The 20,175-nt window shown below is 31.0% G+C and carries 18 protein-coding genes and 1 tRNA gene; 6 read left to right on the top strand and 13 right to left on the bottom strand.

Annotation, left to right across the window (positions count from 1 at the left end; genetic code table 11):
- The 3 genes from CRN98_RS07510 to CRN98_RS07500 form a co-directional block, all read right to left on the bottom strand.
- The coding region (locus CRN98_RS07510) for an acyl-CoA dehydrogenase family protein (protein WP_179632017.1) at window positions 1–371 on the bottom strand (371 nt) is incomplete at its 3' end.
- A gap of 13 nt (window positions 372–384) precedes the next feature.
- Window positions 385–1,170: a short-chain-enoyl-CoA hydratase gene (locus CRN98_RS07505; RefSeq protein WP_097026808.1), complete on the bottom strand. Its 786-nt coding sequence runs from the start codon at window positions 1,168–1,170 to the stop codon at window positions 385–387.
- Between the two features lie 278 nt (window positions 1,171–1,448).
- Complete coding sequence (locus CRN98_RS07500) at window positions 1,449–2,084, bottom strand: redox-sensing transcriptional repressor Rex (protein ID WP_097026807.1); 636 nt, start codon at window positions 2,082–2,084, stop codon at window positions 1,449–1,451.
- 180 nt (window positions 2,085–2,264) lie between these two features.
- Here CRN98_RS07500 and CRN98_RS07495 point away from each other — a divergent pair, with 180 nt between their 5' ends.
- The 3 genes from CRN98_RS07495 (at window position 2,265) to CRN98_RS07485 (ending at window position 5,549) form a co-directional block, all read left to right on the top strand.
- Window positions 2,265–4,187 carry an ABC-F family ATP-binding cassette domain-containing protein gene (locus tag CRN98_RS07495; protein WP_097026806.1) on the top strand — a complete coding sequence of 641 codons (1,923 nt, stop codon included), beginning with the start codon at window positions 2,265–2,267 and terminating at the stop codon, window positions 4,185–4,187.
- An 89-nt stretch (window positions 4,188–4,276) separates the two neighbouring features.
- Window positions 4,277–5,242 carry a DMT family transporter gene (locus CRN98_RS07490; protein WP_097026805.1) on the top strand — a complete coding sequence of 322 codons (966 nt, stop codon included), beginning with the start codon at window positions 4,277–4,279 and terminating at the stop codon, window positions 5,240–5,242.
- Window positions 5,223–5,549 (top strand): DUF1904 domain-containing protein, encoded by a 327-nt coding sequence (locus tag CRN98_RS07485; protein ID WP_097026804.1) that lies wholly within the window; start codon window positions 5,223–5,225, stop codon window positions 5,547–5,549. Before CRN98_RS07490 ends, CRN98_RS07485 begins: the two co-directional genes overlap by 20 nt.
- Before the next feature lie 754 nt (window positions 5,550–6,303).
- On the opposite strand, the gene proC is transcribed toward CRN98_RS07485, so the two are convergent.
- The 7 genes from proC to tsaD form a co-directional block, all read right to left on the bottom strand.
- Complete coding sequence (proC, locus tag CRN98_RS07480; protein WP_097026803.1) at window positions 6,304–7,113, bottom strand: pyrroline-5-carboxylate reductase; 810 nt, start codon at window positions 7,111–7,113, stop codon at window positions 6,304–6,306.
- Between the two features lie 243 nt (window positions 7,114–7,356).
- Window positions 7,357–8,346, bottom strand: a complete 990-nt coding sequence (locus CRN98_RS07475; protein ID WP_097026813.1) for an ABC transporter ATP-binding protein — start codon at window positions 8,344–8,346, stop codon at window positions 7,357–7,359.
- Between the two features lie 2 nt (window positions 8,347–8,348).
- Window positions 8,349–9,326 carry an ABC transporter ATP-binding protein gene (locus CRN98_RS07470; RefSeq protein WP_097026802.1) on the bottom strand — a complete coding sequence of 326 codons (978 nt, stop codon included), beginning with the start codon at window positions 9,324–9,326 and terminating at the stop codon, window positions 8,349–8,351.
- Window positions 9,327–9,337: 11 nt separating this feature from the next.
- A complete protein-coding gene (gene nikC / locus CRN98_RS07465; RefSeq protein WP_097026801.1) occupies window positions 9,338–10,228 on the bottom strand; it encodes a nickel transporter permease in 891 nt (296 codons plus the stop codon).
- Between the two features lie 85 nt (window positions 10,229–10,313).
- Window positions 10,314–11,318, bottom strand: a complete 1,005-nt coding sequence (locus tag CRN98_RS07460; protein ID WP_097026800.1) for an ABC transporter permease — start codon at window positions 11,316–11,318, stop codon at window positions 10,314–10,316.
- 180 nt (window positions 11,319–11,498) lie between these two features.
- Window positions 11,499–13,070 carry an ABC transporter substrate-binding protein gene (locus CRN98_RS07455; RefSeq protein ID WP_097026799.1) on the bottom strand — a complete coding sequence of 524 codons (1,572 nt, stop codon included), beginning with the start codon at window positions 13,068–13,070 and terminating at the stop codon, window positions 11,499–11,501.
- Window positions 13,071–13,512: 442 nt separating this feature from the next.
- Window positions 13,513–14,541 carry a tRNA (adenosine(37)-N6)-threonylcarbamoyltransferase complex transferase subunit TsaD gene (gene tsaD / locus CRN98_RS07450; RefSeq protein WP_097026798.1) on the bottom strand — a complete coding sequence of 343 codons (1,029 nt, stop codon included), beginning with the start codon at window positions 14,539–14,541 and terminating at the stop codon, window positions 13,513–13,515.
- Between the two features lie 212 nt (window positions 14,542–14,753).
- Here tsaD and CRN98_RS07445 point away from each other — a divergent pair, with 212 nt between their 5' ends.
- On the top strand, window positions 14,754–15,374 hold the full coding sequence (locus CRN98_RS07445; RefSeq protein WP_097026797.1) for a RusA family crossover junction endodeoxyribonuclease: 621 nt from the start codon (window positions 14,754–14,756) through the stop codon (window positions 15,372–15,374).
- Window positions 15,375–15,411: 37 nt separating this feature from the next.
- On the opposite strand, the gene CRN98_RS07440 is transcribed toward CRN98_RS07445, so the two are convergent.
- Window positions 15,412–16,677 (bottom strand): NAD(P)/FAD-dependent oxidoreductase, encoded by a 1,266-nt coding sequence (locus CRN98_RS07440; RefSeq protein WP_097026796.1) that lies wholly within the window; start codon window positions 16,675–16,677, stop codon window positions 15,412–15,414.
- Window positions 16,678–17,123: 446 nt separating this feature from the next.
- Between CRN98_RS07440 and CRN98_RS07435 the strand changes: the two genes are divergently transcribed.
- Window positions 17,124–17,199 (top strand) — tRNA-Trp (locus tag CRN98_RS07435).
- A 209-nt stretch (window positions 17,200–17,408) separates the two neighbouring features.
- Here the strand turns inward: CRN98_RS07435 and CRN98_RS07430 are convergent.
- Window positions 17,409–17,789, bottom strand: coding sequence for a zinc ribbon domain-containing protein (locus tag CRN98_RS07430; protein WP_097026795.1), 381 nt, complete (start codon window positions 17,787–17,789; stop codon window positions 17,409–17,411).
- 7 nt (window positions 17,790–17,796) lie between these two features.
- Window positions 17,797–18,705, bottom strand: a complete 909-nt coding sequence (locus tag CRN98_RS07425) for a metal ABC transporter substrate-binding protein (RefSeq protein ID WP_097026794.1) — start codon at window positions 18,703–18,705, stop codon at window positions 17,797–17,799.
- 142 nt (window positions 18,706–18,847) lie between these two features.
- On the opposite strand from CRN98_RS07425, the gene CRN98_RS07420 reads away from it, so the two are divergent.
- Window positions 18,848–20,095: an HD-GYP domain-containing protein gene (locus tag CRN98_RS07420; RefSeq protein ID WP_097026793.1), complete on the top strand. Its 1,248-nt coding sequence runs from the start codon at window positions 18,848–18,850 to the stop codon at window positions 20,093–20,095.
- Window positions 20,096–20,175 lie beyond the last annotated feature (80 nt).

Here is a 20,175-nt window from a genome sequence, read left to right as displayed (position 1 = left end):
CCGAAAGCACCTATTCTTTCACCCTTAGCAAGTGCTGGTAAGTACTTTTCCTTTTGAGCTGGTGTTCCATGCTCATTTATTACTGATGCACATAATGAAGTGTGAGCTGAAACGATAACTCCTGTTGAAGCACAAACTCTTGATAATTCTTCAACTGTTATTGCATAGGAAACAACGTCTCCACCTGCTCCACCATATTCCTTTGAAAATGGTATTCCCATCATTCCAAGCTTAGCCATCTTCTTTACGTTTTCCATAGGAAATTCTTCTGTTATATCGATTTCTGCTGCTAATGGCTTTACTTCAGTTTCAGCAAACTCTCTTACCATCTGTCTTACAAATTCTTGTTCTCTTGTTAATGAAAAATTCATTATACTTTACCTCCTATCTATTTTTGAAGTTCTTTTCTTTTCTCTTTTCAACAAATGCTGTCATACCTTCTGTCTGATCTTCAGTTGAGAAGCATTCTCCAAACACTTCTGATTCGTAGGATAATGCTGTATCTATATCACATTGCATTCCTCTGTTTATAGCTGCTTTTGAAAGCATTACAGCTACAGGTGCATTTGCTGCTATTTTGTTAGCTAAAGCTTTAGCTTCATCCATTAGACTTTCTACTTCTACAACTTTATTTACAAGTCCAATTCTTAAAGCTTCTTCAGCATTTATTATATCTGCAGTATATATTAACTGTTTAGCCATTCCCATTCCTACAAGTCTTGGTAATCTTTGAGTTCCACCAAAGCCTGGAGTAATTCCTAGGCCAACTTCTGGCTGTCCAAATTTAGCCTTTGTAGTAGCTATTCTCATATCGCAAGCCATAGCTATTTCACATCCACCACCAAGAGCAAATCCATGAATAGCTGCTATAACAGGTTTTTCTAAAGTTTCCAACTTTCTGAATACTTTATTTCCAAGTATTCCGAATTTCCTGCCTTCAATTGTGTTTAGCTCTTTCATTTCAGTGATATCTGCACCTGCTACAAATGCCTTATCTCCACCACCAGTAAGTATAACTGCCAATACTTCATTATCATTTGCTAAATCATCAACTATTATGTCTAATTCCTTTAAAGTTTCTGAGTTTAATGCATTTAAAGCTTGAGGTCTATTGATTTTAACAATAGCAATCTTGCCTTCTTTTTCAAGGATAACATTTTTAAATTCCATATCAAATTGTCCTCCCTATAATTTTTTTATATAATCTTGTTAATATTATAACAAACATTTATAAAAAATAAAATATTTATACTCAATTTTATTATATAACGTAGAAATTCACTTTTCAACAAAAAAGTTTATATTTTTAAAATAACTTAAAAAAATAATTTGGAAACAACCTTAGTTTATTCCAAATTATATTGATTTACAACAGCTTAAATTGTTTAAAAATAAACAAGCAACATTTTTCACACATTTTCGCGCAAAATTATACTTGATTATTCTCTCTATTTCTCATCCTGACTCATTAAATAACTTAAAGTAAGTAAGCTTTCGCTTAAATGAACATTTTCGGTGTGTACTTTTTCTGGAACCTTTAAATCAATTGGAGCAAAATTCCATATACTTCTAACGCCATTTCTTGTAAATATATCTGCAACATTTTGAGCTGCTTTACTTGGAACACATATTACTCCTACATCTGTTGAATTTTTCTTTAAGTAGTCCTCTAATCCATCTATATCGTTTATTTCGATATCTCTTATTTTAAGTCCTACAAGTTTAGGATTTATATCAAATATAGCCTGCAAGCTAAAACCTAGCCTATCAAACTTAGTATAATTTGCTATTGCTTGCCCTATATTACCTGCTCCTACTATTACAGTTTTATACTCCCTAGTAAGACCCAATATCCCACTTATCTGGTTATACAATTCCTTAACATTATATCCATAACCTTGCTGTCCAAAATCACCAAAACAGTTAAAATCCTGTCTAATTTGAGAAGCAGTGAAGCCTATTTTTTTACTCAATTCTTTTGAGGAAATTCTGTCAACTTCATTTTTAAGTAAATCCCCAAGATATCTATGGTATTTAGGCAGTCTTTTTATTACAGCCATTGATATATCTTTTTTCTTGTCCATCACTACACCTCTTAAATTTTATTTTAATCATTTTTATATTTTACCATAATCTTTGTTACTATACTATATATGTTGTGAAAAATATAGCAAAAGTATTAATAAATGTTCATAAGATAATTTATATCTACAAAAATTTAACTTTACATAGTACAATAGTAATGGTAAAGAGGTGAATTAATAATGATAGTTTTAAGCTCGAAAGAAATTCATAAGACTTTTGGAATAGATATTATATTAGATAACATTACTTTTAGTGTAAATGAAGGTGATAAAATTGGGCTTATAGGCCCTAATGGCGCTGGTAAATCCACCTTGTTTAAAATACTTATGGGAACTATGGAGTACGATAGTGGAGAGTTATTCATAGATAAGAATAAAAATTTAGGTTATCTTTCTCAGCACCTTTCCTTAGATTCCAGTAATACAATATATGATGAAATGCTTAAAGTATTTGAAGATATAATAAATCTTGAAAATAAAATGAGAAGTTTAGAAGTTAAAATGAATGAACCCTATGATCCATCTAATGAAGAATATCATAATAAAATAATAAAGGATTATTCTGTAGCTACGGAACTATATAACAATCGTGGGGGATATACTTATAAAGGTGAAATAAGCAAGGTGCTAAAAGGACTTGGATTCACTGAGCAAGACTTTGATAAAACCATAAATCTTCTAAGTGGAGGCCAAAAAACAAGAGTATCCTTATGTAAACTCCTGCTTACAAATCCTCAAATATTATTACTTGACGAACCTACTAACCACTTAGATTTAGAAGCAATTGAATGGTTAGAAGATTATTTAAAGGCATATAAAGGAACCATTATAATTATATCTCACGATAGATACTTCTTAGATGCAATAACTAATAGAACAATGGAACTTTTAAATGGCCGTATGAATTCTTATGATGGTAATTACACTAAATTTATCGATTATAAGAAAAAAGATTACGAGGTAAAGCTAAAAGCTTTTAATTTACAACAAGCTGAGGTTAAAAGGCAGGAAGAAATAATAGAAAAATTTAGATCTTTTAATCGTGAAAAAAGCATAAAAGCTGCGGAAAGCAGACAAAAGGCCTTAGATAAGATAGACAGAATTGATGCCCCAGATAGAGACCCTAGAGCAGCTAAAATCTCTTTTTCTACTCTTATAAAAAGTGGCAATGATGTACTTCACGTAGAAAATATGAGTAAACGCTATGGAGATAAATTACTTTTTCAAGGATTAAATTTAGATATTAAGCGTGAAGAAAAAGTAGCTCTCATTGGTGAAAATGGCAGGGGTAAGACCACCTTGCTTAAAATAATCATGGATAATATCGATGCTGATACTGGCTTAAAGTTACTTGGTAAAAATGTATTCTTAGGATACTATGATCAAGAGCAGTCCGACTTGAACGTTGAAAAAACAATACTTGATGAAATTTGGGATAACTTCCCAGATATGACCACCACACAAATCAGAAGTGCACTAGCAGCCTTTTTATTTACTGGTGATGATGTATTTAAAGAAATAAATAAACTAAGCGGTGGAGAAAAGTGTAGAATTAATTTATTAAAACTTATGCTTTCTAAATCAAATTTTTTACTTTTAGATGAGCCAACTAATCATTTGGATATTATGTCCCGTGAGGCGCTTGAAGATGCCATAATGGATTACGACGGAACAGTTTTGGTTATTTCTCATGATAGATATTTTTTAAATAAAGTTATTAACAAAATATGTGAGTTAAATGAAGATGGCGTCAAGGAATACCTTGGTAATTATTCTTACTATGTAGAAAAGAAAAAAAATCCAAATAGATTTATGATAGAAGAAGAACAAGAAGGTAAAACTAAAACTCAAATACACCTAGAAAAAAAGAAAAAACGAGATATAGAAAAAGCAGAAAAAGAGAAAAAACTTAAAGTTAAGCATCTCGAAAGTTCCATAGCCGATAAAGAAGAACTGCTTGTAGATCTTCAAAATCAACTATGCCTTGAAGAAATTTATTCCGATCCTTTAAAAAGCGAGGGCGTAAATAAAGAAATTATCAAAGTTCAAGAAGAAATTGAAAAACTATATGAAGAATGGGAAGATTACTTGTCTGAGGATTAATAATTTTAAAATCAGTTTATAAAGTTTAGGTGAAGACCCCTTCATCTAAACTAATTTTTATGCACTATAAAAAATCAGGAGGTAAGGTTATGAATTCTAAAAAAGACTTTCTACCATATATTGCATCTGTATGTTATGCTATTATATTTGGACTTAGTTTTTTATTTTCTAAAAAGGCTCTTAATCACTCTTCTCCCTTTGAGCTTTTATCTTATAGGTTTTTAGTTGGCTTTATATTTATGTCTTTACTTATATTATTTAAAGTAGTAACTGTGAATTATAATAATAAAAATTTAAAGCCTTTATTTTTAGTTGCACTAGCTCAGCCTGTTTTATATTTCATTTTTGAAACCTATGGACTTAAATTTTCCTCCAGTTCTCAAGCTGGAATAATGATAGCCCTAATCCCTATATGCGTAACAATTGCAGCTATATACTTTTTAAATGAAAAATCAAACATATTTCAATGGATGTTTATAGTTTTATCAGTGGCTGGAGTAATACTAATTACGGTATATAACGGAAGCAGCAATAGTTCTAATAGTGTTTTAGGAACATTTCTTTTACTAGGAGCAGTTATTTCTGCATCTGTTTTTAATATACTTTCTAGGAAGGTTTCCGCAAGATTTTCTTCTTTTGAAATCACTTATTTTATGATGGGTATAGCAGCACTAACCTTTAACTTCTTATCCTTATTCACTCATTTAGTAAATGGTACTTTAACAAATTATTTCGCCCCACTAAAATCTAAGGACTTTTTAATATCAATATTTTATTTAGGATTACTTTCATCTGTTGTAGCCTTCTTTCTTGTAAATTATAGTTTATCAAAATTAGAAGCTTCCAAATCTGTGATTTTCACAAATTTATCTACTATAGTATCTATAGTAGCAGGTGTAGTATTTTTGAAAGAAAAGTTTTATACTTATCATATAATAGGTTCTCTACTAATACTTGGTGGTATATGGGGAACTAACTATATGAATATATCAAAACAAAAAGAAAAAAATATTTTGTCTAAAGGAGAGGAAAGTTATGCCGCAGATAAAAATTAGAGGTCTTAAAGAATCTGAAATATGCAAAATAAGCAAAGACATGGTAGATGAGCTTCAAAGGCTTTTAGAATGTCCTAGGGAGTACTTCACCATAGAACTTATACCTACTACTTTAATAAAAGATGGCCAAATTGTAACTCCTTATGTTTTTGTTGAAGTAGGCTGGTTTGATAGAGGCCAACAAGTTCAAGATATGTTTGCTGGTATAGTAACAAAGCATATACTAGAAACCAGCTGTGAAAATGTAGATATAATATTTACTGCATTCAAAGAAAGCAGTTACTATGAAAATGGAATGCACTTTTAGAAAAAGTGCATTCCATTTTTAACGTTTGATTAGCAGTATGGGATTTGCACCTAGGAAAGCAATTCATTTCGCTAAAAAGGGCTAATATTTATAAATTTAAAATACCTAAGCCTTCTAAACTCGCTGTGGCTCAGACAGTAGAAGGCTCTATACGATATTTAAAATTTATAAATAAAGCCCTTTTAAAGCTCATTCAATGCTTTCTACAGTGCAAATCCCATACTGCATTCAACACTAAAAATATCTTCATTTTAAGAATTGGTACATAAGAATCTTTTAGGGCGACAGCCTGAGAGGTTACAGGGCCTTATAAGAAATAAATGGAATGAATAGAAAATTTAATTTATAAGTTAACAATGTGGTAGTATGCTTAAAGCCTCTTAAAAGAAAATTAGGTGAATAATGCTCTACGACCTGTCGGTCTGCGGGCTTATCAGCCCTTTGATAAGTATCAATTTAAAAGGATATTTCGCTAAAGCGAAATTCTTTCCTTCAGTCAGTGAGCCTAAGTAATATTTTTAATATTGAATAATAGTATAGGATTTACATTGTAGAAAGCATTGAGTAAGCACTAAAAGGTCTTTATTTCTGAACTTAAAATATCGTTAAGAACCTTCTACTGTTTGAGCAAAGCGAGTTTAGAAGGTTTAGATATTTTAAGGGCAGAAATATTAGACCTTTTTTTGCGAAACGAACGCTTTCTTAAATGTAAATCCCATACGATAGATTCAATATTAAAACTGTCACAATTTCTTTATTTTTCGCTCATCTTCTTAGACTTTTCTCCGCAAACTTTTACCGCTTCAATTACAGTTCCTCTAAAATTATTTTTTTCTAGCGAATAGACCGCTTCAATTGTAGTTCCTCCTGGGGAGCATACCTTATCCTTTAATTGTCCTGGATGCTCACCTGTTTCAAGTACCATTTTTGCAGAACCAAGCACTGCTTGAGCTGCCATTTTATAAGCTTTATCTCTAGCAAGTCCTTGCATTACTCCCCCATCTGCTAAAGCCTCTATAAACATATATACATAAGCAGGAGATGATCCACTTATAGAAGTTACTGCATCCATAAGTTTTTCTTCCACCCACTCTACTTTTCCCAGACTTTCAAATATTGAAGATACTTCTATTTCCTCTTCCTTAATTAAAGACCCATCATGACATATTGCTGCCATACCCTCTCCTACTAAGGCTGGAGTATTTGGCATAACTTTTACAAATTTATTTTCAGTGTTAAAAGACTCCTTTAAAAATTCTATAGAAATTCCTGCTCCTATGGTAATAATAATTGCACCTTTTTTAACAGTTTCCTTTATTTCATCTATTACTTCCTTATGCTTATTAGGCTTTACGGCAAGTATTATAATATCGCTAAACTCAGCAACGTCTTTATTATTAGTAGTAATAAGTACTCCGTATTGATTTTTCACTTTTTCAAGCTCTGGCATAGTAGGATTGCTTACTAATATTTTTTTATTTCCCACAACATTAGATTTCACTAATCCTCCAATGATGGCTTGACCCATATTTCCGCATCCTATAAAACCTATATTTTTATTCATATATATTTACCTCCTACTGTTAAATAATAATCTTTCTTTTCAAGTTTCTTATATATAATATATCTTAATTTACTTCCTTAATTATATCATATGCATTTATGTTATATAATAATCTCATCATAAAAACACAGAAAGCCGACCTATGCCGACTTTCATCCTAAACTATTATCTTATTGAAATATCAATTATTCATTATCAACCACTTTACTAGCCATTAAAAGCTATAGCCACGCCAACTTGTCGCTAATTATTTTCTACTGCCATACTAGCATCATAAAGGTGACAAGCAACGCTGTGCTTTCCTTCTATTTCTACCATTTTAGGTTCTTCTAATTTACATATATCCATACACTTAGAGCATCTAGTATGAAATCTACAGCCAGTTGGAGGATTTAATGGACTTGGCACATCACCCTTTAATATAATTCTTTCCTTTTTAGCCCTAGGATTCGGAACAGGTATTGCAGATAAAAGCGCCTGAGTGTATGGATGTTTTGGATCGCTATATAGGCAATTATCATTTGCAATTTCTACAAGCTTTCCTAAATACATAACCCCAACTCTATTACTTACATGTTTTACAACATTTAAACCATGAGCTATAAAAAGATAAGTTAAATCAAATTCTTTTTGCAGGTCATGCAGTAAATTCAAAACTTGAGCTTGTATAGAAACGTCTAATGCTGATACTGGTTCATCACACACTATAAGTTTTGGATCTACAGAAATTGCTCTTGCTATTCCAACTCTTTGTCTTTGTCCTCCACTAAACTCATGAGGATATCTATCCTTATGATAACTTGCAAGTCCTACATAATTTAATAGCTTCAAAACTCTTTTCTCAAGTTCCTTGCCATCTACTATTTTATTTATTTTCATAGGCTCTGCTATTATATCTCCTATGGTCATTCTAGGATTTAGAGACGCATAGGGGTCTTGAAATATTATTTGTATATTTTTACTTAAATTTTTCTTATCCTTTTTACAAAGCTCTCTAATATCTTTGCCTTCAAATAATACGTCACCCTCAGTTGGATTTAACAAATTTACAAGCATTCTTCCTGTAGTAGATTTCCCACAGCCTGATTCTCCAACTAGTCCTAGAGTTTCTCCCTTATATATATTAAAACTAACATCATCAACAGCTTTAACATATCCCTTATTACTACTTAAAAATCCAGATTGCATAGGAAAGTATTTTTTTAAGTTTTTTACTTCCATTAAAACTTCCATAATCATACTTCCCTCCTTCCTTTGTTACTATATAAAAAGCATCTTACTTCTCTTCCATTATAATTAATAAGTGGTGGCTCTTTTGATGTGCATCTTTCACTACATTTACTACATCTGCTGCTAAAAGCACAACCTTCAGGCATATCTAAAGGGTTTGGAACCATACCTGGTATCATAAATAATTTTTTGCATTCCTCATCTATCTTAGGAATAGAATTTAACAATCCCTGTGTATATGGATGCATTGGATTCTCAAAAATTTCATCTACGCTTCCATTTTCAACCACCTTCCCACAATACATAACTACAACCCTATCAGCAGTTTCCGCAACCACTCCTAGGTCATGAGTTATTAAAAGTATTGATGTCCCAAGTTTTTCTTTAAGCTTAACCATTAAATCTAATATTTGAGCTTGTATTGTAACATCAAGTGCAGTAGTTGGCTCATCTGCAATTAAAAGTTCTGGATTACATGTAAGAGCCATAGCAATCATTACACGCTGCCTCATACCTCCACTTAGTTGATGTGGATAATTTTTAATTCTTGTTTCCGGAGAAGGTATTCCAACTAGATCAAGCATTTCTATTGCTTTTTTTCCCGCTGCCTTTTTAGATAACTTTTCATGTCTCATAATGGATTCAGAAATTTGCCTTCCTACAGTAAATACAGGATTTAACGAAGTCATAGGTTCTTGAAATATCATAGAAATCTTACTTCCTCTTATATCCTGCATTTCTCTTTTATTTTTGTTTAATAAATCTTCACCCTTAAATAATATCTCTCCATCTATAACTTTTCCTGGAGGGCTTGGAATAAGTCCCATAATAGATAGGGAAGTAACACTTTTCCCACTACCAGATTCTCCAACAATTGCTACAACTTCTCCCTTATCTATATTAAAGTCCACTCCATTAACTGCATTCACCAGGCCATCTTTCATCTTAAACTGAGTTTTTAAATTCTTTACTTCTAGTAACATTTCACTCACCTCTATTTTCTAGACTTTGGATCTAAGGCATCACGAAGCCCATCTCCAAACAAATTAAAAGCTAATACGGTAATAGTAATAGCTATACCAGGGAACAATACTATGTGGGGAGCGTTATAGAAATATCCTCTTCCTGATCCAAGCATACTTCCCCATTCAGCAAAGGGTGGTTGAACACCAAGTCCTAAAAACCCTAAAGCTGATGTTTCCAAAATAGCTGTAGATACTCCTAAAGTAGCGCGTACTATTATAGGAGACATAACATTGGGTAAAATGTGTTTAAATATAATATTAAAATCGCTATTTCCTATTACCTTTGCCGCTTGAACATATTCACTTTCTTTAACAGCTAATATACAGCTTCTAACTATTCTTGCATACTCAGGTATTGTGACAATACTTATTGCAATTACAGCCTTGTCTATTCCCCTTCCTAAAGCACTCATAAATGCTATAGCTAAAAGTAGCGATGGAAAAGCCAAAACTATGTCCATAATTCTCATTAAAAACATATCTATCTTTCCACCATAGTATCCAGCAGTTGCACCTATTACAGTTCCAATGCTTAATGCAATAGCAACAGAGGCAACACCTACTCTTAAAGATATTTTTGCTCCATCTATAATTCTACTTAAAATATCTCTTCCTTGTTCATCTGTTCCAAATATATGTGCAGATGATGGCGCTTGAAGGCTTTCAGACAAATTTCCTACATAAGGATCATAAGGCATAATAAAGCTTGCAAATAAAGCTATCAAAGTCAATAACAAAATTATAATTAATCCCACTAGTGCTGCTTTATTTTTTATAAGAATACTAAATGTATTTTTTAAATGTTTATATTTTTCTTCATGCTCTTCAACTTGAGCCTCTAATTCTACGTTAGTTTCCATTAAAATTACCTCCTGCATAATTTATAGAAATCTTTGATTTCGTAATAAATTAGCACATCTCAATTCATTTGAGATGTTTCCTTTATTAAGAGTATTTTATTCTAGGGTCTAAATATGCATATAGTAAATCTACTATTAAATTTACAAGCACAAATACAACCGCTAAGATCATTACAGAACCTTGAACTACTGGATAATCTGACTTTAATATAGCATCAATTGTATAACTTCCAACCCCAGGCCATGAAAAAACCGTTTCTGTAAGTACAGCACCTCCGAGAAGGGAACCCAATTGAAGTCCTATTACTGTAGTTATTGGTATTAGTGCATTTCTTAAAGCATGTTTAAGTATAACGACTCTTTCATATAATCCTTTAGCTCTTGCAGTTCTTATATAATCCTGCTTAACAATTTCAAGCATAGTAGATCTTGTCATACGAGCTATAATTGCAGTTGAATAAGAAGCTAATGCTATTGCTGGTAATATTAAATGCTGAAGCGAACTTTTAAACGCAGCCATATTTCCAGTGATTAAGCTGTCTAATAAATAAAATCCTGTAACATGCACAGGTTCCATACCTATTTGTATTCTTCCTGATACAGGTAACCAGTGAAGCTTAACCGAAAACAATATTATAAGCATAAGTCCAAGCCAAAATATTGGCATAGAAACCCCAAGAAGTGCTCCTACCATGCTAAGATAATCAACTAAAGAATTTTGCTTTACCGCAGATATTACTCCTATAATTACTCCAACTATAGAAGCAATAATAATAGCTGCTAAAGCAAGTTCAATAGTTGCTGGAAACCTTGCTAATATCTCTCCTGTAACTGAAGTCTTAGTTATAAGTGAATTACCTAAACTTCCTTTAAATACTCCCCCTATAAAATCAAAATATTGTAGATATAAAGGTTTATTTAACCCTAATTCTTCTCTTAAGTTTGCTACCTGCTCTGCAGTAGCATGTTGTCCTAATATAATACTTGCAGGGTCTGTTGTAAAAACATGCATTACTAAAAATACAAGTATAGATACTCCAAGTATTACAGGTATTAGTAGCACTAATCTTTTAAATATATACTTTAGCATATTCCTTGGCCCCCTTTTATAATTTCTAATCTAACGCCACTAGTACTATGTACTGATTTATAATTATGAAACATCTCATTATCATGAGATGGGCTAATTTGTAATGAAATCGTAGATTTCTACAAATTATGCCTATGTAGAAACCCCGTAGCTAAACGGGGTTTCTTAATCTTATGTCAATTATTTTTCTACATCCTTTAAGAATACAACTCCTGTTGGATGAAGTTCAAAGTTTTTAACTTTAGGTGAGTAAGCCGCCATACTCTTTGCGTAGGATATTGGAAGCCAAACTGCATCTTCATCTACTATTTTTTGTATCTCTTTATAAATATTATTTCTTTCTTCCCCATTTGGAGTTTTTCTTCCTTTTACAAGAAGTTCGTCTACTTTGGGATTATTATATCTAGCGGCATTTAAAGTAGATTTTATTTCTTTTGAATCAAACAGTGATAAGAAGTTATCTGCATCTCCGTTATCTCCATTCCATCCATAAAATAATATATCCCCCTCGCCTTGAGCTATTTTTTCTTTGTATTCCTTCCATGGATAAACATCAATTGTAGCCTTTATACCTACTTTTGATAAGTAGTTTTGAATAGCTTCAGCTAACTTTTGTCCATTTACTGGATTGTATGGTCTAGGATTTGAATAAGTAATCATTTTAACTTGTAAATTTTCTTTTCCTGCTGCCTTCAATAGCTCTTTTGACTTTTCTGGATTATATTGATAAGACTTTAATTTATCATTAAATCCTGGAATGAAAGATGGCATTGAAGTATATGCTATATCTGAGAAACCTTGATATAAGTATTTAACAAGCTCTTCTCTATCTATGGCGTAACTTATAGCTTGCCTAAGTTTAACATCGTTAAATGGTGCTCTAGATGTATTAAATGCCATGTAATTTATATTCATTCCCTTTTCATTAAATAATTGCATCTTACTATCTGTAAGTTTTTTAATATCATTAGGGTCAACTCCATCTATTATATCCACAGCTCCTGTCATAAGTTCACTTGCACGTACTGAGTTTTCCTTAGTGAACTTAAATACCACTTTATCTGATTTTGCTTTTTCTCCCCAATATTCATTATTCTTTTCTAAAGTTACTGCTTCACCCTTTTTCCAAGATACAAATTTAAATGGTCCTGTTCCTACAGGATTTTCGTTTAAGTTACCATTATTTTTCTTTATAGCATCAGGACTTGCCATTGGCGCTGCAAGAGACATTGCTAGGTTAGCTAAGAAAGGAGTATATGACTCTTTTAATATAACCTTCACTGTATACTCATCCACCTTTTCAACCTTTTGTACTGGTCCAAAAGTAAAGGAGGCATATGGCATGTCATCTTTTACTTGAGGTGGTATTTGTCTTTCTATATTAAATTTTACTGCATCTGCATTAAACGGTGTTCCATCATGGAATTTTACTCCCTGACGAAGTTTAAATGTATATTCTTTTCCATCATTACTTATCTTCCATTCTGTTGCAAGACATGGCTCTACTTCTGTTGATCCTTCTTTATATTGAAGTAATCCTTCATAGACATTTACAATTATCTTAGCTGATTCCCCATCATCAACATAAGCTGGATCTAACCCCCTAGGATCAGAACCTTGCGCATAAATAAGTGTTTTTGGTGCCGTAGCATTTCCACTAGTTGCTTGTTTGTTTCCCCCTCCACACCCTGCTAGAAGTGTTGTTGTTATAACCATACTGGTTATTAATAATGCTAGTACTCTTCGTTTCATTTTTTAGAAGCCCCCTTCATTTTTCTTAAATTTGAATAATACTTTAAAATTTGAAATTTTATTTCCCCCAATCAAAATCTTAAAGCATTTAGTTTTTAGCATATTTAATACATATTAATCATGTTTATGCACAAAACCATCAAGGCAATGACCACCTATAATCCTTTACCATCAGCATGTTATCATTGGCTTATGTAAATTAAAATTATAAGTTACTTATTAATTTTTATTATTTTCCATTATAGGCTCATTAACTAAAAATTGCAATTTTCAAAAATCCAAATTTCACATTTTATGACTGATGTAATCAATTTCAGTTATAATTACTTCCCATTTTATACCTTAATCGTCATTTTTAGTTTTACATATGTATACACTTGTTTTTATATCGAGGATTTCACAACTAATTTAGCAAAAAATAAAAAAGCTGCAAAACAGCTTTTTATCTTTGCCCCAATTTTAAGTTCGGTACTGCATTTAGTTCCATGGAAGATACCCTTCCCTTTAAAAATTCAAAGTATGCTGCACTTCCTATCATGGCAGCATTGTCTGTACATAGAATAGGCTCTGGAAATAAAACCTCTATGTCATTTTCACGCCCTCTATTAATTAAGGTGTCTCTCAAGCATGAGTTAGATGCAACTCCTCCTGCTACTGCTATTTTATTTACTTCTTTAATCTTACAAGCTTTCATTGCATTATCAACTAAAAATTGAACTACTGCCTTTTGAAAAGATGCTGCCACATCAGCTTTATTAACCTCTTCACCCTTCATTTCCATAGAATTCAAATAATTTAAAACTGAGGATTTTAAACCACTAAAAGAAAAATCTAAGGATTCATTGTCATGAAAGTTTGCCCTTGGAAATTTTATTGCATCTTCATTTCCCTCTTTAGCAAGCTTATCAATTTTAGGACCACCTGGATATCCCAATCCCAAAGCCCTAGCTATCTTATCATAAGCTTCCCCTGCTGCATCATCTCTAGTTTGACCCATCACTTCAAATTCACCATAATCTTTCATATATACCACAAATGTATGTCCTCCTGATACTACAAGGCATACAAAAGGTGGTTCCAAATCTTTATGCTGAATAAAATTTGAGCTTATATGACCTTCGATATGATTTACTCCAATAAGTGGCTTATCTAAAGCAAAAGCCAATGCCTTAGCATATTGAAGTCCCACAAGTAACGCCCCTACAAGACCTGGGCCATATGTAACCCCTACTGCATCTATATCATCAAAGGTAATTTTTGCTTTATCTATAGCCTCTTTAGCTACTGCACCAACTACCTCAATATGCATTCTTGAAGCTACTTCTGGAACAACTCCCCCAAACTTTTTATGTGTATCTATTTGAGAAGCTATAACATTTGAGAGTACATCTCTTCCATTTACTACTACCGCTGCAGAAGTTTCATCGCAACTGCTTTCTATAGCAAGAATTTTAAATTTCTTCTCCTCCATACTTTTACCTCTCTTATATTTCAATTATTAGATATATTTAGACTTGTTTTCATTTTAATTTTATATGGTAAGTTCAATAAATTATTATACTTTATTAGCACCTTATAATCAAATATTTGTGTCAATTAAACTCATTATGATATTATTAAATAAGGTTTTATTTTAATATTAAAATTTGCATTATATAACTTTATAAACAAAAGGTGATTAATATGAATAAGTATGCCAAAGTTGTAGTAAAAGGTTCCCCTATATCTAAATCAAATTTTAAGTTATCAAATTTAAATGGACGAGCAATTTTACCTTATAATTCGGGAAAATATCACGATAGATATGCCCTTTATGAAGAAGAAATTGCCTATGCTGCTAGAATTCAAAATCCTCATATAGTACTTACAGAGGCATTAATAGCAGTGCTCAAGGTTTATTATAAAAGTCAAAAAAGACATCCAGATACAAATAACATTACTAAAAGTATTTTTGATGGTATAGAAAAAAGTGGATTAATTATAAATGATGCTCAAATTAGAAGACTCATAATAGAAGAATATTACGATAAAGAAGATCCTAGATTTGAATTAGAATTATTTGCTGAAAGTCTATATAGCATGAGATATGATATATGCAAAAAAGAAACCAAGGACATACCAATAGAATATGAACCTCCTTCCAATAAGAAAAACTTGAATAATTCTGTTAAAAAAAATACATCCTCATCCAATAATTTAAACTCTTGCAATATATGCGGTAAAGAAATCACTGCTGAAAATTCTGTTTCAGCAAACAAAGGGAAAATGCTTATATGTAAAGAGTGCCTAAAAAAACTTTTTTAGGCACTCATCTTATTAATTATTTAACTTTAATTAAATTCTACTCCTCTTCTATCTTTACAGTAACTTTACTGCTGTTTGGATACTTCGAAAACATATCCTTTGTTATTTTTAATGTTTCCATGTCTCCTGGAGTAAGTATTCTTTTTTTAATATGCTTTTCTAGTGAGTCATCAAAGTAAAGAGCTATATAGCTATTTTTAAATACATTACTTACTCTAAATCCTAACTCAACATAATTTTCTACATTTTTAACATTTATATATTTAGGTACCGTATATCTTATACCTTCGCCTGCTACTACTTCCGTTACATCCTCACCATTTTGAAAATTCATACCCATTACATATAATGCTGCATTTTTTCCAGCCATATGACTTTCTATACTTACATTATCCACCAAATCATGCACGTGAAGCACATTTCCACAAGCAAATATACCCTCTATATTAGTTTCTAAACTTTCATTTACTATAAGGCCTCCTGTAATTTTTGAAAGTTCAACTTCTGCCTTTTTTGATAGTTCATTTTCAGGTAAAAGTCCTACAGATAAAAGTAACGTATCGCACTCAATAAATTCTTCCGTCCCCTTTAAAGGCTTCCTGTTTTCATCCACTCTTGCTATGGTAACCCCTTCAAGTCTATCTCTTCCCTTTATATCTATAACTGTATGACTTAATTTTAACGAAATATCAAAGTCATCAAGACACTGTACAATATTTCTCTTAAGCCCTTCAGAATAATTCATAAGCTCTACTACAGCCTTAACATTTGCTCCTTCAAGCGTCATTCTCCTTGCCATTATAAGTCCTATATCTCCAGAACCTAAAACCACAACCTCTTTACCTGGAAGATATCCTTCAATATTTACAAATCTTTGTGCCGTTCCTGCAGTAAATATTCCCGCACATCTTCCACCTGGAATATTCAATGCCCCTCTTGGTCTTTCTCTGCATCCCATAGCAAGCACTACCGCCTTTGCATTTATTTCAAATATGCCTTCATCTGGATTCACCGCAGTTATGACCTTATCTCTATTTAAATCTAATACCATGGTATTTAGCTTATATTCTATATTTAATTCCTCTATCTTATTTATATATTTTTGTGCATATTCAGGGCCTGTGAGTTCTTCCTCAAATGTATGAAGTCCAAACCCATTATGTATACATTGATTTAAGATTCCTCCAAGTTCACTTCCTCTTTCTAATATTAAGATATTTCCTACTCCTTCTTCCTTTGCAGAAATTGCAGCCGCAAGTCCTGCTGGGCCTCCGCCTATTATAACTATATCGTATTCCTGCATATTGTAATCCCTCCACCCTTAAATGTGTTCCTTATTTTTACCCCCGAGAATTTTAGTTCACGAGCTAAATCATCATACATATATAATTAAGCCTCAAGTCTAATTAATAACCAATCATCTCATTTGATAAGATGTGCTAATTTATAACTAAATTATATATTCTTACAAATTATGCAAAAGAGAGCACAAACTCTAGGTATGTACCTACACCCAAAAGCCAGCTCTCTCTCTTAAAGTCTGTGTTTATATTAATTTCTTAATCAAATCTCTCATTTAATAAAATATACTAACTTATAAAGATTTTTATAGGTTATGCAACGAATATATTTTATCACTATGATTTATGGGTTGCAAGAAATAATACTGATAAATGTTCTTACCTTGGAGATTTTACAGAAAAGTGTTGACAGCTTTCTTTATACATGATACAATAATTTTCGTAATGAAGGGGTATAGCTCAATTGGTAGAGTAGCGGTCTCCAAAACCGTTGGTTCCGGGTTCAAGTCCTCGTGCCCCTGCCAAATATTAAATCGTTGATATGACTAAATTTAAGCCTATGAGCATAGGAATTAAATTTAGTCATATTTTTTTCATATATAATTTTGATAATCAACTGTATGAGTCTGTATATCAATAATAATACAAATTAGTCTGTATCTATTTAATTCAATATTTATCTTAAAATAAATAGAGCTAAGCATTATTGCCTAGCTCAAATCTTTAATATAATCTATAACTTGTGCCCACAATGTGGACAATATTGAAATTTGCACTCTATTTCCCTTCCACAATTATTACACCTAGTTACACTTATGCTGTTGTCTTCCTTAAATACGTGATTTAAATCTTCATTATTAATTGGTGGATTTTCTCCCATCTTTAATGCTTCTCCAAGTTCTTTAGGTATCTGAAAAACTGCAGTGCAACTTCTGCACTTTAAATAATGCCTATAGTTCCACTTAAATATGGGTACAAAGAAAAAATGAAAAAAATTATATGCTTCTATAAGCTCATACGTAGTCATTCTTTCACAGTCTTTGCAAACCATATTTTGAACGCTTCGTATTTCTTTATGCTTTTCTTCAATTCCAAATACGCCTATAAAAAACATAATTAAATCACTCTTTCTTTTCTTTAATATTCTTTAAGCTAGATAAGTTATTCTTTAATAAATCTGTGTAAGTAAAGTTTTCTTCATATACATGTATCTTAACTGGATGCATATTATATTTTTTTATTATTTCTTCATTTTTCTTAAGCTCGTCACTATTATTATACATAAATAAAATGTTTTCTTTGTCACTTAATTTTTCTTCTAAGTCCTTATTATTTTTAACGGCTGATGAATTAATATTTTTTAATCCTATATATTTTATAAAATACTCTAATTCTTCTTCATTAAAAAATATTACATATTCCTTAAAATCTTCTGAAACTTTTTTAAAATCCTTCTCATAAGGCTCTATCTTTTTTAAATGTTCCGTAAAATTTTTTTCATAGTAATCACTATTACGAGGATCCTTATCTTGCAGTGCATTTTTAATATTTAAAATAGAAATTTTATAATTGTCTATATTGAGCCAGTAATATGGATTATCTTTTATTGTTCTTTTCCCATATTTTTTTTCTTTATTATAAGATATAAGTTTTACACCTCTAGACGCACTTGTAATTCCTACTTTGCTTTTACTTAAACTATCTATAAAATCCTTATCCCAAGGTTCTAATCCTACTCCGTTATATATAAACAAATCCTGTTTTGAAATATTATTCAAACTATCATCTGTATATTTAAAATTTATACCCTGTGCAGGATCTTTAAACATGTAACTTACATAATGTCTATCCTTAGTTAATTCTATCGTCATATTGTATATAAATTTATTTGTAGTTACTATATTTAAGGCAACTTGTTCTTCTTTTTCTATTGGCTTTTTCCATTCATTATTTACTGTACTCTGTGCAGGAGAACAGCTATATAAAAATGTTAACATATATAAAGTTATTACATAAAATAATTTTTTCAATTATTTCACCTCTTATGTGTACATATATTTAATATATATATTTTACCTAAAGTATCCATATAATGCAAAGATGTATTTACTTAGAATAATATACAGGTTATTATAAAATAAGTTATTACTTTAAGAAAGGATGTTTATAATTATGAAAATAAATATGGATAAAATTATAAGAGCACTTTCTTTGGCATTAGATTTAGCTCAAATGAGCGCATTAGATAAAAACAATAATATTATCATAGAGGAAGTATCTAATATCAATTATTCCAAGCATATATTTATGAATCACTCAAAAAGAGCATGTTATATAAGTTTAGAATTAGCTTACTCTTTACAATTAGACTACTCAACAATAAAAGAATTATACATTTCTTCTTTACTTCATGATATAGGAGCTTCAAATTTCTTTAGCCAAAGTCATTCCTACCCCAATTTCATAAAGGATCATTGCACAATAGGCTCTCAAATAACTTGTGATTTTCCTCAATTTAATAATTTAAGTACTTTTATATTATATCATCATGAAAATTATGATGGTACAGGCCCTATGAATTTAAAAGGCAATGATATTCCTTTAATAAGTCAAATAATAAGACTTTCAGACATATTAGATCTTTTATATGATGACTCTAAACCTTGTTATATGCAAAAAGAATCTATTTCTAATTGGATAAAAAAGCACACTAACATAATTTTTTCTCCTACTTTAGTTCAAGCATTCTTAAAATGCTCTAGTAAAGATTATTTTTGGTTTAACTTAGAGAACATTAGTCTTATGGATATTATACTAAAAGATTTTTTACCTAAATTTGATATATACTTAAATTTAGATGAATTTGAAAAAATAGCTCATATTTTCGGAAATATAATAGATAATAAAAATAAATTTACTGCTCGTCATTCTATAGGGATATCAGAACTTGCTTACAATGTATCTAGGCATATAGGATATGATAATGAAAAATGCCTAAAAATGAAAATTGCAGGACTACTCCACGATATAGGTAAACTTGCTATTCCAAACAGTATTTTAGAAAAGAATGGTCCTCTAAGCAAAGAACAATTTAGCATAATAAAATCTCATGTTTATTACACTAAAATTATTTTAGATAAAATAGAAGTAATACCAGATATAAGCGATTGGGCTTGTAACCATCATGAAAAATTAAATGGGAAAGGATATCCAAGAGCTCTATCCTCAAACGAAATTTCAGAAGAAAGCAGAATAATGGGAGTATGTGATATTTATCAAGCCCTTACTGAAGAGCGACCTTATAGAAAAGGTCTATCCTATAAAGAAGCTTTTTTAATTATGGATGATATGGCAAAAAATAATTTTATATGTAGTAGAGCATTATCTTATTTAAAAGAAGCAGTAACTTCCAATAATTAGTATTGTTTTTATATAATTTACTCTTCAGTTTTCTTTTTTCATAAATTAGGATAGAATATTATAATAGACAATATTAGAAA

Origin of the sequence: Clostridium peptidivorans, from assembly GCF_900205925.1 — a bacterium.
Taxonomy (GTDB): domain Bacteria; phylum Bacillota; class Clostridia; order Clostridiales; family Clostridiaceae; genus Clostridium_AK; species Clostridium_AK peptidivorans.
This window is presented reverse-complemented; position numbering and strand designations above follow the sequence as displayed.

Excerpts from the sequence above, each read along its gene's own strand:
- CRN98_RS07505 (WP_097026808.1), bottom strand. The coding sequence starts at position 1,170 with ATGGAATTTAAAAATGTTATCCTTGAAAAAGAAGGCAAGATTGCTATT.
- CRN98_RS07500 (WP_097026807.1), bottom strand. The coding sequence starts at position 2,084 with ATGGACAAGAAAAAAGATATATCAATGGCTGTAATAAAAAGACTGCCT.
- CRN98_RS07495 (WP_097026806.1), top strand. The coding sequence starts at position 2,265 with ATGATAGTTTTAAGCTCGAAAGAAATTCATAAGACTTTTGGAATAGAT.
- CRN98_RS07490 (WP_097026805.1), top strand. The coding sequence starts at position 4,277 with ATGAATTCTAAAAAAGACTTTCTACCATATATTGCATCTGTATGTTAT.
- CRN98_RS07485 (WP_097026804.1), top strand. The coding sequence starts at position 5,223 with ATGCCGCAGATAAAAATTAGAGGTCTTAAAGAATCTGAAATATGCAAA.
- proC (WP_097026803.1), bottom strand. The coding sequence starts at position 7,113 with ATGAATAAAAATATAGGTTTTATAGGATGCGGAAATATGGGTCAAGCC.
- CRN98_RS07475 (WP_097026813.1), bottom strand. The coding sequence starts at position 8,346 with ATGGAAGTTTTAATGGAAGTAAAAAACTTAAAAAAATACTTTCCTATG.
- CRN98_RS07470 (WP_097026802.1), bottom strand. The coding sequence starts at position 9,326 with ATGTTACTAGAAGTAAAGAATTTAAAAACTCAGTTTAAGATGAAAGAT.
- nikC (WP_097026801.1), bottom strand. The coding sequence starts at position 10,228 with ATGGAAACTAACGTAGAATTAGAGGCTCAAGTTGAAGAGCATGAAGAA.
- CRN98_RS07460 (WP_097026800.1), bottom strand. The coding sequence starts at position 11,318 with ATGCTAAAGTATATATTTAAAAGATTAGTGCTACTAATACCTGTAATA.
- CRN98_RS07455 (WP_097026799.1), bottom strand. The coding sequence starts at position 13,070 with ATGAAACGAAGAGTACTAGCATTATTAATAACCAGTATGGTTATAACA.
- tsaD (WP_097026798.1), bottom strand. The coding sequence starts at position 14,541 with ATGGAGGAGAAGAAATTTAAAATTCTTGCTATAGAAAGCAGTTGCGAT.
- CRN98_RS07445 (WP_097026797.1), top strand. The coding sequence starts at position 14,754 with ATGAATAAGTATGCCAAAGTTGTAGTAAAAGGTTCCCCTATATCTAAA.
- CRN98_RS07440 (WP_097026796.1), bottom strand. The coding sequence starts at position 16,677 with ATGCAGGAATACGATATAGTTATAATAGGCGGAGGCCCAGCAGGACTT.
- CRN98_RS07430 (WP_097026795.1), bottom strand. The coding sequence starts at position 17,789 with ATGTTTTTTATAGGCGTATTTGGAATTGAAGAAAAGCATAAAGAAATA.
- CRN98_RS07420 (WP_097026793.1), top strand. The coding sequence starts at position 18,848 with ATGAAAATAAATATGGATAAAATTATAAGAGCACTTTCTTTGGCATTA.